Source organism: Dokdonia ponticola (genome assembly GCF_042653865.1).
Classification (GTDB): Bacteria; Bacteroidota; Bacteroidia; order Flavobacteriales; family Flavobacteriaceae; genus Dokdonia; species Dokdonia ponticola.
Genome location: NZ_JBHSFV010000002.1, coordinates 234,738 through 247,629, shown reverse-complemented (window position 1 = coordinate 247,629; position 12,892 = coordinate 234,738). Strand labels below are relative to the sequence as shown.

Sequence of the window (12,892 nt, the reverse complement as noted above, 5' to 3'; positions counted from 1 at the left end):
CACATGCATAAAAATATTCTTATCATAGGCGCTGGATTAACAGGGCTATTACTGGCCTATAAACTCAAACAACAAGGAGTTTCTGTAATTATCCTAGAAGCTAGAGAACGTTTGGGTGGACGTATCTACACCCATCTTTCCGATCAAAATACGCCTATAGAAATGGGAGCTACTTGGTTAGGGCAACAACACAGTGCTTTGCTTGAATTGCTTAAAGAACTGAATATTCCAGTATATCCACAATACATGGAAGGAACGGCTTGGTATGAACCCTCACCTAATGAAAAACCGCAACAAGTAACCTTGCCTAAAAATGAAAGCCCTAGTTATCGAATTAAAGGAGGAAGTTCTTTCATAATTGAAAAACTCGCAAAAGGTTTAGATTCAGAAGACATACAATTAAACACCGTTGTTACTCATATAAAAGCAATTGAAAACACTGTAGAAGTAATTACTAAAGATCAAACATACACGGCTTCAAAAGTCATCGCTACCCTACCTCCTAACCTACTAGTTTCTAACATAACATTTTCTCCTGCACTACCCGATTTACTCGTGTCTATTGCGCAAAAAACGCATACATGGATGGGTGAATCTATTAAGTTTGGCATTTCGTACGCTACGCCGTTTTGGAAAGACCACAATTGGTCAGGAACGCTATACAGCAACGTTGGTCCTATTACAGAAATGTATGATCACACAACAACAGAAAAAGGCAAGTACGCCTTAAAAGGCTTCTTAAGCAATGAATTAGCCACGGTAACAAAAGACATCCGTAAAGAAAACGTACTCGCACAACTCCAACGTACGTTTGGAAAGGAAGCTTTAGATTATCTGAGCTACGAAGAAACCGTATGGCAAGAACAACCGTATACATTTACGCCTTATAAAAGCTTTGTGTTTCCACATCAAAATAATGGACAGGCTGTGTATCAAGAAACATTATACAATGACCGGTTTTATATAGCTGGTTCAGAAACAGCATCGTATTATGGAGGATACATGGAAGGCGCTGTACGAAGTGCTAATTACTGTTTTGAGCATATCCTAAAAGATCTGGTATAACATATTTATCAATAACTTGCTCCATATAAAACAAAATTTCCTTGCTTGAAAGTAGAAGTGACATTGACAAGTTATTTACAGCATGATACCAAAAAAATACAATTTAAATGAATTATTAGTTATTTTAGCCCGCAAACAAACTCATTTACACATGAAACTTTTGACCCTTATTGGTTTTCTTCTCCTAAGTACTTTTATGTTTTCTCAAAAAGAAGGACAAAAATTTTGTGATGTTTTTGCAGGAGATAGTTACTTCCCTATCACTATAAAAGCAAAGAAAATTTTATGGAAGAACACGTATTACATGGAAGAAATTATTGGAAAAAAAACAAGAGGGGGAAAAGAATATGTTGAATATGTACAACAATGGGAAGATGGGACGGCAAGTTTTTTATATCTGAGAGAAGAAAATGGTGTGGTTTATCAATTTGAAGAATGTTGTGACGCCGAAACTATACGATTTGATCCCTCCTTTAAAAAAGGACACACTTGGAAAACCGCAGATCAAAAAGCAACTTATACGCTAGAGGCGCTAGAAGGAACCCTTAAAACTCCTTTTTGTAATTATGAAGATCTCATCGTTATTAAACTAGAAGCAAATACCTTAACATATAAATTTTATTACAAAAAAGGATATGGATATGTTGGAACCAAACAAGAAGGGATTGTTATATCTGGTGTAGCTCCCTATTAAATAACACAATACCAGAGTTCAAAATTCCAAACTGTCCAGAGATCGTGTCGATGCTTATAGTTGTAAAACGGAAATTCCATTTCTATTTGCAGGAAAAAATACAAGTAGAAATGGAAAACCACCACCGTTTAGGAGGCTAAAATAGTCTTTTGTTTACCTATTTATAAACGTACGCCAAAACCAAAGTTAATACGAAGTCCGTCGTCAGAAGTAAAGGCACCAAACTGTCCTGAGATCGTGTCGACAGCTTATTTATATAAAACGGAAATTCCATTTCTATTTGTAGAAAAAAATACAAATAGAAATGGAAAACCACCGCCGTTTAGGAGGCTAAAAATAGTCTTTTGTTTACCTATTTATAAACGTACGCCAAAACCAAAGTTAATACGAAGTCCGTCGTCAGAAGTAAAGGCACCAAACTGTCCTGAGATCGTGTCGACAGCATTGATCCAAAAACCGCCTCCTAGGGAGTTGTGCCAGATATCGCTGTCTTCTCCATCAAACCATACACGCCCCACATCGGCTCCTCCGTAAATTCCTATTTGAATAGGTAGTAATCCTGTCTTAAATTGTCTAAAACTATATCGAATATCAGCGCTTCCTGCTAAGGCTGATTCGCCTGTAAAGCGTTCATTTCTGAAACCTCGAAGTCCGTTGCGGGCACCGAGGGTGGCGCCTTGATAAAATTCAAAATTGTCTCCTATGTTAAACTGACCTTGTACCTTTGTTTTGAGTACCAATCTTTTATTTCGCGAAAGCGAATTATAAAAACCAAGGGTGGGCGCTATATATCCATAAATACGATCACTATCTTTTAGATTAAGTTTTGACCCCACCTTTAGTAAAAATTCCATGCCTTTGGATGGATTTGCAGGATTGTTAGCGCTTAAAAATTGATACGATCCTTCGACACCTGCAAAATATTGCGAGTCAAAAATAGGGTTGTCTGCATCAAATACTTGTGTGATGAAGCGATTTTCGTTGTTTTCTATTTCAATACGTTCTGCTTTAGCGATAAATCCTATTCTACTTCCATAATTATTGTCTTTGACAACACCAATATGTACTTCGTTTATTCCTGTTTTCACCCGGTTAAAATCTAAGTCAAATTCGTCATCTAGATTCACACTATCGTTCCCAAAACCAAAGAAGTTGAGAGCGAAATTCTCACTCGTAAAACGTGCGCCTATTTTTAGGTTCCACTCCCCAATAGAGTTGGCAAATTCACCATCATAGCTTAAGTCAAAACCGCTTGTGGCAAAGAAATACCCTGCTTTAAAGACATGTTTTCTATGATACGGATCATTTTTAAAGCCTTTTACGGTGTAAGTGTCTTGTAATCCTATAATAATCCCGTCATCAGGATTAAACCCTATAGAAGGGAGAATACTGTTGACTTTGGTAATTATTTTATTAAAATCATAGGTGTTATTTGTATAAATATTAGATCTTTTAAAATTAGCTCCTCCCCTTTTTATGATGGTATTCGGTTTGGTCTTGTGATCATAAACTTTAAGACGACGTCCATCATCTATGGTATACACATCATTATTTTGACCTCCAATAATTCTCATAAATATAGGGTTCTTCCCATTTCCACTAACGTGAAAGGTGTCATCGTCATCAAGACCGTATAGCCATATTTCTTTAGTTTCTTTAGGATCTAACAATCGATCGATAAAAGGTTTTTTTACTTTTCCATCTTTAATACGAGATACTTGAATACGGGTACCTTGTTCTTCTCTAGTGATTTCAAAATGATCATCCTTATCGGTTCCTTTAATGACTACCAATTTTGAAAGCTGCTCAAAATATTCCTCTGCAATACTGAGAAGATATCCTCTTCGTAGTTTTAATGATTGTTTAACATCTTGAAGCCGCTCATCTTGAATTTCTTTAGGGAATTTTAAAAAGGCATTATCAATTGTGGCATCGGTAAGATTTTCTTGGATAAACGCTGCCTGATCAAGCCAATCTTTTTTAGTAGCATTGGGAAGTAATGCAATATCAAGTTTACTGCCTGCAATATTCATCCATTCGATATCCTTTAGCTCAGGTCCATACGTTTGAAATTGCCTAGCAGGCGGTATTAAAGCCTTTGCTAGAGAAAGTAAGGTACCGTCATAATTTGAAAATACCTGGTCTCTATCTCTTGGAATAGGTTTGTACACCTTTCCTTTTTTGCTATCAAAACGTGCCCATCGCCATTGATCTGCATGACGATCCCAGTCGCCAATGAGCATATCAAACAGACGTGCCCGTATGTATGAAGCCTGATCTACGCTATATTCCTCATCATCTCGTAAATTTTCTAAGAGGTCTGAAGTACTTTCTATGTTATCTGGCATTCCAAAGGAAGCGACATCTAGAAATCCTTCATCAGGGCGTTCTTCAATGATATACAACTCATCTCCATACGTTTCATTATACTTTCCTAACGCAGGGTGTTTAGGCATCCAGACCAATTCAGGATTGGTATGGTATACATCAATAGCGTCTGCTAAAGTTCCAACTGCTAGCGTTGCATACGGATGACTTGACGTATAAAAGTCCAATATTACTTCTTCGGTAAACGTATCTCTAAATTCTTCTTGCACAAAATTATCCTTAAATACGACCGATTGTAGGAACTGTACCGCACTCTTTTTAACGGCACGTAAGGCAAAATTTCTGCCATTAGGATCTACAAGACGTAAGGATCTTGTTTGATGTCCACCCCCTTTTCGGTCTATAGTCATACCGCCTTTTAAGGTATCTAATGTTAGTACAGGAACTTTAACATTGGTACCATACACATTTCTGTAATGATTTCCCCAAAGCTTTTTAAATCCCTCACTCTTATCCACTTCTTCCTTAGAGTAAATAGAAGCCTCTTTAAAAGGGTCAAATTGTGAAGGAAGATTACTTGTATCGTATTCGATGTCTTTATCAAAAAGTTTCTTTTCAAAAAGTAGTGAAGGCTCCCCGTTTACTGAAGAATAATAACGCACCTCTGAAGCACCATCTTCATAGACATCAAGTACTGCAAACCCTTGTCCGCCGTAGGCGAATAATCCGTCATTACGTAAACGCACTGCTGATTTTTTAGCACCTGATCCGCTCACAATTTGTTTGATTCCGTTGTTTTCTATGTACTGTAGGTTATGCTCATGTCCTGAAATAAAAACGACTTTATTAGTATCGTAAGAAAGCGTTGCCAACCGATTCATCAGCTCTGTATACCGCTTATTTACTTTATCTTGAATAGAAACACCGCCCTGACCACGTACTTGTGTCACTAAAGACGCTATTCCAGGCAATGGAATATTTGCTTGAAAAGGAAACAAATGCTTCTCAATAGCAAACGTACCCCCATGAATACCATTGGTAAACATAGGATGATGCATTGCAACTAAAATAGTTTTGCCATTGTTCTTTTTAAATTCACTTTCTATTTCTAGAAAAAAACTTTCGCGTGTTTTGATTTCACACTCATCATTCATGGTAGGGTTTTTATCCCAATTCTCAAGATACCATTGGGTATCAATAATGATAAGTTCGATATCGTCAGAAACAGAGATAGACTCTACGGGACACCCATTTTCAGGTTGAAAAGCTTCGTTATCATCAAGTGCTTCTTCTATAAATTCTTCTTGACGCTTAAGACCTTCTAAACCCTGACTATACCAGTCGTGATTTCCCGGTATGAAGATCACATCTCCCTTAAATGAAGATACGGCAGCTACTTGTGCTTGTAATTTACGCTCTGCGTCCTTTCTTGTTTTTGTTCCTTTTTTGGGTAAACCAGCTTCATAAATATTATCTCCTAAAAATACAGTGTAGTCCTTTTTATTACTTGCAGTATCGAGCATTTTTTGAAGTGCAAGCAAGGCATCGGTACTTCCATTGGGTTTTGCACCGCCAGCATCACCTATAAAATAAAAGGTAGTTGCTTTTTTTTGCTTTCGCGAAAGCGGACTTTTCCCTGTATCCTCTGCATATTGAGGGGCATATGTTGCACAACCAAAAGTGAAAATGAGAAGGAGTGTGTAAACAAATACGTATTTTTTCTTCATCTGTAATTTTTAATGTAATTTTAGGTCTAAGAAAATAAAATTCTGCGTATGACTTCTTTGGTTGAAAAAACTGATGTATTTGTAGCTGATCTATTAGAAAAACAGCTCCCAAAAACATGTATTTATCACAATTATGTGCATGCAAAACGTGTATATAAAAGTACTAAAGAAATTATAGAAAACAGTGATCTTAGCAAAGAAGATAAGGAAGATATTCTTATTGCCGCTTTTCTACATGACACTGGGTATATTGAAGGTCAAGAAAATCACGAAGAAAAATCATCTGAAATTGCACAAGATTTTCTTTCTAAAGAAGGGCATGCTCAAGCGCGTATTGATGTGATTAAACAAGCAATCATGGCGACCAAAATGGAAAATGAGCCAAATACTGAGCTTGATAAGATATTACGGGATGCAGATGCATCACATTTTGCAAAAAGCTATTTTCAAGAAGCTAGTGAATATTTACGGCAAGAACTCCGCATTCAAGGGATCGCAGAGTATTCTCTAGATGATTGGCGAAAATGCAACATGGAAATGTTTACAACAGCACATCGATACTATACAGACTATGCTATTAAAAATTGGAAACCTAAAAAAGATTCCAATCTTTTAAAGATGGTAAAGGAAGAGAAAAAGCTCAAAAAGGCAAGGAAAAAAGAAAAGCTAAAAGTCAAATTAAAAGATGAAAGTCCTGAAAAAGGGGTGCAATCTATGTTCCGTATTACCCTGCGTAACCATATAAAACTAAGTGATATTGCCGATACAAAAGCAAATATTTTACTATCGGTCAATGCGATTATTATTTCTTTGGCGCTAGCTAATTTAATTCCGAAACTAGACAAAAACTCTTTTCTTATCTATCCTACTGTCATATTTGTATTTTTTAGTATCATCTCGATGATTTTATCTGTACTAGCTACGAGACCAAATGTGACCAGTGGTAAATTCACAAAAGAAGATGTAGAACAAAAGAAAGTAAATCTATTGTTTTTTGGAAATTTTCATAAAATGAATCTTGCAGATTTTGAGTGGGCTATTAACGAAATGATGCAGGACAAAGACTATATTTACTCTGCCTTGACCAAAGATTTATATTTCCTTGGATTAGTACTAAGTCGTAAATACCGTATTTTAAGACTTACCTATACCGTATTTATCATCGGAATTGTTATATCAGCGATTGCATTTGCCTACTTCTTCAATAAATATGGTACCGTTGAAGCTGTAGAGCAAGTAACAAATTCGTTATCGGTTATCCTTTAGGATTTTAGTAATTTACTAAGATCTAATCTCTTCCATGAGATCATCATAGGTGTAGTATTTTTTGTCTTCGTTACTCGTAGGAATTTTATACAACACTTTGACTCTAATCGCCTTAAGACCAGTTACTGCTTGTAAATCTTCAAGTTCTACAATTTCTACGGTGTCGTCTAGATACTGTTTTGCCTGTAAGAATTTGATATAACGCATATACTCGCGTTCATCTTCTTTTTGGCTATATACAATGGCTATTTTACCTGGTTGCGTCACGCGCTCATCTGTTCCTTTAATATGTGCTTTATCAACACGTTTTTTGACCACTTCATAACGAGCATTGTAAGTGCCATCTACATCAAAACGTTTTTCATCCATTCTAAAACGCACTGAAAGTGAAGTATTGAAAATTAAGATCATAGAAGCAACATCTAGTGGATGTGGTAATTTTTTTGAGAGTTTGTAATGTGCATTTTCCATTTCGCACATCACTTGCAATTGCCACAATCTAAGATTGTAAAGGTAAATTTTATTAAAGCTATCTTCTCTAGTGATAGACTCCCCAATATACATATTATGCTCTACGCCATCTGTTTTAAAACGCTCGAAAAAGTGAGGATACATACGTTGTGCTTCTTCTTGTTTTTTGTCAAGTACAGATGCCATACGCTTATTAATAAGCATAACGGACTCGTCGTAAGACTTCCTAAATTTATAAACAAGCCCCATCCCATCTTCTAATAGATCATCATACACTTCTATAAGCGGCGCTATTGATTCGTCATGAGCTTTTAAATGTTTAAACAATGGGTGAATATCTCGGCTTAAAAAATCTAAAATTCCTCGTTCACTATCTACTTGTAAGCCATCTTTTATCCCCTGAATAAACGTATCTATTCTGAATAAGAACTCTTCATAAACAGGCAGCTGAGAGGTGTTAGCTTGATTTAAAATCTTCTTAACCTCTTTTAATTGTAGGAGTAAATCTTTTTGTACTGCCGTGTTTCTAGCCTCTGAAGAACCTTTAATGTCAATCTGCCCAAATAAAGGATACACATCTTTAAATACAATATCTCTATATGCAACCGAGGTTCCTGTATCAATCTGTGTAGTCATCACGCGTTTGGCCTCTTTTCTAAACTTCCAATACACACTAGGATGAATAGAAGTACATTCATTTTGGATGATGATTTCTAATTCATTTTCCATCTGCTCGCGAGAACGCTTAACAGAATCGAGCAGATATGGCATCACATCAAGCAACTTATTCGCATTGATACTATTAAGCTCCTGTCTATTAGGAGATACGATTTCCAAAAGACCTAAGAAAGTATCCCCATCTGCGATAGGTGCAAAAATGGCACTCTTTATATTTTGATCAAGTAAATTTTTATAGAAATGTTCACTTGGATTAGAACTCAAATAACGCTCTACATCAGATACGGCAAAGAATTGTTTTTTTGTGAATATCGTATAAAAAGAACCACTACACAACGCACTACTACAAGCTCTTTTTTGTTCTGTATTCAGTACAAAGCTATCTACATTATTATAAGGAACACGTTCTAATGTTTTCTCTTCATGGTTATAATTTGAGAAACCAACCTTAATTTGAGGAAGATTAAATATCGATTGGAAAATATTGTGAAAACCCTCAGTGAAAGCAACATCACTCTTATCATAACGTAAGAGATTGGTTTTAAAATCCGACAGCGATACATCAGAAGTTGCGTCATATAAGTTTGCCAGTATAAACCCTTTAAAATGCCAACTACGAGGGGGAAATTTCTCTTTCCAAATATCAATATTGTCAAAGTTATCCAACAGTATTTCTACATCCTTATCAGTAATCTCTGGGGTATCTGGTCCTTTCTCAATAGTTAGGTAATCCCCATTATACAACATACGGTAATGTCTTGTGATCCCGTTTTTATCTGGAATGTCATAAAAGAAAGGTCTTCTAAAATCAATATTATACCCATAATGTTGAATAAGAATAATACTACACCCCATGATGTACATGGTCTTCTCGTCAAAATTACGAAGCTCAAGATGATAGTCCTCTCCTGCCTCTGCAACAATTTTCTTGTAGCGTCTTGATGACTTAATAATAAGTTCGTTAAAAGGAAGACAAGCAAATTTAATTTCGTTTTGCTGTAAAATATCAGAAAACAAATCAGCTAAAATAGCATCTATTTGTGGTGTAAGCGCTTCAACCTGCTGAATATTAGTTAGGCCTTCAATAAGCTCAGGATACTGATCCGCAATTTTAAGAACACGCATCGCACGCTCTTTAAGAAGTGGATCTCCATCTTCTATGAGATATGATTTATAAGATTCTACTAACTTCTCAAAGCTAACATGAATCTGCATTGGGAAATCTTCTTCTAAAAAAGCCATGAGTGTTGCAAATAATATTTTCTAATGCGTATTGAGTGCTTAAAACGCGAACTCAGATAGTATATTAGACGGATAATAAGTATTTTTGTTACTCAAATTTACGCATTTATGAGAAGAATTTTTATAGTAGCCTTAGGCTTTTTGGTTTTTGCTTGCGCGAAAGAAGAAAACTACAGTATCAAAGGGACGGCAGCAGGTGTTTCAGACGGTACAGAAATCTATCTTCAGGAGTTGGGAGAAAATAATCAACGTATTGCATTAGACACAGCTGTTGTAACCGCCGAAGCTTTTGTTTTCAACAAACCACGAGAAAAAGGAAAAGGTATCCAAATCCTTACGACTTCTTTAAACAGACAGCAACTATTACTTGTAAAAGATCAGGCGCCCTTAACGATTACCTTATACAAAGACAGTATTGCCTCGTCCCTTGTCACGGGAAGTAAAGCCAACGAGCTTTTCAATACCTATACCACAAATAGCCGCCAACTCAATAAGAAAAAAGCGGAACTCAAACAGAAGCTCAATCAAGCACAAAGAGAGACAGATGGCATCATGGTCACCGAGTACAACGCTCAAATTAATGCTCTTGATAAGCAGTATATCGAAAACAAAAAACAAGTAGTTACTGAAAATACAGATAATATGGTCGCTATTATGGCATTATCTGACTTGATCAATGCAAGGGTACTTGATATAGAAGAAACTGAAGCCTATTATAATGATTTCGCGTCAGACATACAGAAATCTCCGCTTGGAGCAAGTATCAAAAATTATATTGCACAGCAAAAATCACAACGTGCTGCCTCAAAAGTGGCCAGTGTCGGTAACAAAGCCCCTGAGTTTAGTGCTCCTACTCCAGATGGAAAAGAATTAGCCTTATCAGAAACCTTAGGGAAATATACCATTGTCGATTTTTGGGCCTCTTGGTGTAAACCCTGTCGTATGGAAAATCCAAATGTAGTACGTGTGTATAATAAATACCACGATAAAGGCTTAAACATCATCAGTGTATCCTTAGACCAACCTGGACAAAAACAACGTTGGATCAAAGCTATAGAAAAGGACCAAATGGATTGGTACCATGTGTCTAATCTCCAATTTTGGAATGACCCTATCCCAAGATCCTATGGCGTACGCGCGATTCCTGCGACCTTCTTACTGGATGAAACAGGCACTATCATTGCCAAAGATTTAAGAGGGCAAGCTTTAGAAAATAAAATTGCAGAGTTGTTAGGGGATAGTTAGGCATTGCGTTCATTTATACAATCGTCATTCCGAATGAGCTACGAGGAGGAATCGCATAACAGTGAGCTGTCCAGAACGTGTTAGCAAAACCTGTGTGATTTTTTATATAAGTTTATCCTGAGCTTGACCAAGGATCGAAATGACTGTAAAATACTGCTAGCCTCTTGCAAACAATTGTCATTCCGAATGAGCTATGAAGCCAAATCGCATCACCCATTGTAAAACGAAAGAAATATCCCCTACTTCCCAAATCAGGTAATTAACCTCTCTACGAACCATCTACAAATACCTTATGTCTAAGCAAGATTACCTAAAACAAAAACAAAATCAAATTCAAAGTCAAAGTCAAAGTCAAAAATAAACCGTATCTTATAATTCATTAGAGATTATAAATCTAATAACACAAAAAGATGAAGACTAAAACTAAATGGTATAACGATCCACAGATGTTGGGTACATTGTTACTTTTTTGGTTGCCTGTAGGGGTTTATGGGGTTTACAAAAGTAAAACGATAGAACCCAAATGGAAAAAAATAACTTACGGAACGCTTATACTGTCTAGCCTTTTGTTTGTACTATTACGCCAAATCTAATTTCTTTTTTTGACTAGTGTAATTGACGCACATTTGCTTATAGTTACATCTACGAGTAGTACTCTATCTATATATTTTCTGCAAAGCTTGTTTTAGTTCTCTTTTAAGAATAAAACAACAGCAGCACAAAATCTCATTTTACAAAAGATACAATACGATACTCAATACGATCATCTTCATTCACGAAGTAATCTAAAAGAAACGCAAAACGGAAAGTTTCGTTTTTTTTGTACATCCAAAAATTACAAAAAAAGTGAAACAACCACCCCTTACATGAGGTTACAGAGGGTACAACAAACTATCAATTACACGATAGTCAATGCTATTGTCCTCATTGATAAAATACTCAATTAATAACTCACCCCATGTATTGCCATCAGAGAAATCAGCAATGAGCCATCGGTGATTTAATAAATGAACTTGATTGATTTGATATTCGCGTTCGTCACCTTTATACGGAATAAAGACATTGCCTTCTAATGTGTTTTTTGAGATAATCCCATCCGTTACTTGCTGAATAATCTCAGCAATTTCCTGCGGACTATCTTCATAATATTCATACGCATTGGCATTACTGCGCAATCCAAAATATTCGGTTTCACCGAGGCGTTGCTGTAGTGTAACAATACTATCTTTGGCTGTTTGATATTTGGTTTCTAACTTGGTAAAACTTTTTTGCTGATTCTCATAGAATTTCTTGTTGTGTACAAATTGATATACAATCCACAAAGCAGCAAACAAAAAGAGGTATAAAAAAATATTACGTTTCATCGGTAGTTGTTAAAGTTAATCCGTCATACGCAAGATGCACTGTGTCGGGAAGCTGTGCTTCTACTTCCGCGTGAAATCCCATATGATGACTGATATGTGTAAAATACGTTCGTTTTGGTTTAATTGTATCAATAAGCGTGAGTGCTTCACTCACATTAAGATGCGTATCATGTTCTTCATAACGCAATGCATTAATGACAAGTATGTCGAGATCTTGTAATTTTTCAATCTCTTCGGGAGCGATGGTCTTGATATCGGTGAGATAGGCAATACGGTCAAAACGGTAGCCAAAGACCTGTAAATTGCCGTGATATCCTTCAATAGGAATCACATCAATACCACCTAACGGAATCGATTGTCCATTTGCTACTTCATACGCACTTACTTTAGGCGCTCCTGGATATCTATTTTCGGTGGCAAAAATATAGTCAAAACGCTCCTTCAGAATATTCAAAACACGACTATGTGCATAAATGGGTACATCCCCTTGTCGGAACACAAACGGACGGATATCATCTAGTCCAGCCACATGATCTGCGTGTTCATGCGTAAATAAAATACCATGCAAGGGTACAAGGTCTCCAGAAGGTGTACGCTTTCGCGAAAGCGTACTCAGCATTTGCATCCTAAAATCAGGTCCGCAATCTATAACGTAATGGTAGTCTTCCCACTCTATTAGGACAGAGACTCGCAAGCGGGTGTCTCTAGGATCTTCACTTAAACACACAGGATGGTCACTTCCTATAACTGGAATTCCTTGAGAGGTACCGGTGCCTAAAAATGTTATCTTCAAATGTGTAAATTTTTACAAG

At 36.4% G+C, this 12,892-nt stretch carries 8 protein-coding genes; 4 read left to right on the top strand and 4 right to left on the bottom strand.

What is annotated here, in order from left to right; genetic code table 11:
* The first annotated feature begins 3 nt into the window (after nt 1-3).
* Both ACFO3O_RS05105 and ACFO3O_RS05100 read left to right on the top strand, forming a co-directional pair.
* Nucleotides 4-1,065 (top strand): flavin monoamine oxidase family protein, encoded by a 1,062-nt coding sequence (locus ACFO3O_RS05105; RefSeq protein ID WP_379977468.1) that lies wholly within the window; start codon nt 4-6, stop codon nt 1,063-1,065.
* Nucleotides 1,066-1,216: 151 nt separating this feature from the next.
* A complete protein-coding gene (locus ACFO3O_RS05100) occupies nt 1,217-1,759 on the top strand; it encodes a hypothetical protein (protein ID WP_379977467.1) in 543 nt (180 codons plus the stop codon).
* Nucleotides 1,760-2,115: 356 nt separating this feature from the next.
* Here the strand turns inward: ACFO3O_RS05100 and ACFO3O_RS05095 are convergent, their stop codons facing one another.
* Complete coding sequence (locus tag ACFO3O_RS05095) at nt 2,116-5,814, bottom strand: metallophosphoesterase (RefSeq protein ID WP_379977466.1); 3,699 nt, start codon at nt 5,812-5,814, stop codon at nt 2,116-2,118.
* 48 nt (nt 5,815-5,862) lie between these two features.
* Here ACFO3O_RS05095 and ACFO3O_RS05090 point away from each other — a divergent pair, with 48 nt between their 5' ends.
* Nucleotides 5,863-7,080, top strand: a complete 1,218-nt coding sequence (locus ACFO3O_RS05090) for a Pycsar system effector family protein (protein WP_379977465.1) — start codon at nt 5,863-5,865, stop codon at nt 7,078-7,080.
* 15 nt (nt 7,081-7,095) lie between these two features.
* Here ACFO3O_RS05090 and ACFO3O_RS05085 read toward each other — a convergent pair whose 3' ends face one another.
* Nucleotides 7,096-9,471: a GAF domain-containing protein gene (locus ACFO3O_RS05085; protein ID WP_379977464.1), complete on the bottom strand. Its 2,376-nt coding sequence runs from the start codon at nt 9,469-9,471 to the stop codon at nt 7,096-7,098.
* 108 nt (nt 9,472-9,579) lie between these two features.
* On the opposite strand from ACFO3O_RS05085, the gene ACFO3O_RS05080 reads away from it, so the two are divergent.
* Nucleotides 9,580-10,716 carry a redoxin domain-containing protein gene (locus ACFO3O_RS05080; RefSeq protein ID WP_379977463.1) on the top strand — a complete coding sequence of 379 codons (1,137 nt, stop codon included), beginning with the start codon at nt 9,580-9,582 and terminating at the stop codon, nt 10,714-10,716.
* Nucleotides 10,717-11,588: 872 nt separating this feature from the next.
* On the opposite strand, the gene ACFO3O_RS05075 is transcribed toward ACFO3O_RS05080, so the two are convergent.
* Together ACFO3O_RS05075 and ACFO3O_RS05070 are read right to left on the bottom strand one after the other, a co-directional pair.
* Nucleotides 11,589-12,080, bottom strand: coding sequence for a hydrolase (locus ACFO3O_RS05075; RefSeq protein WP_379977462.1), 492 nt, complete (start codon nt 12,078-12,080; stop codon nt 11,589-11,591).
* Complete coding sequence (locus tag ACFO3O_RS05070; protein ID WP_379977461.1) at nt 12,070-12,873, bottom strand: MBL fold metallo-hydrolase; 804 nt, start codon at nt 12,871-12,873, stop codon at nt 12,070-12,072. The genes ACFO3O_RS05075 and ACFO3O_RS05070 overlap by 11 nt, the downstream gene beginning before the upstream one ends.
* Nucleotides 12,874-12,892: the final 19 nt, after the last annotated feature.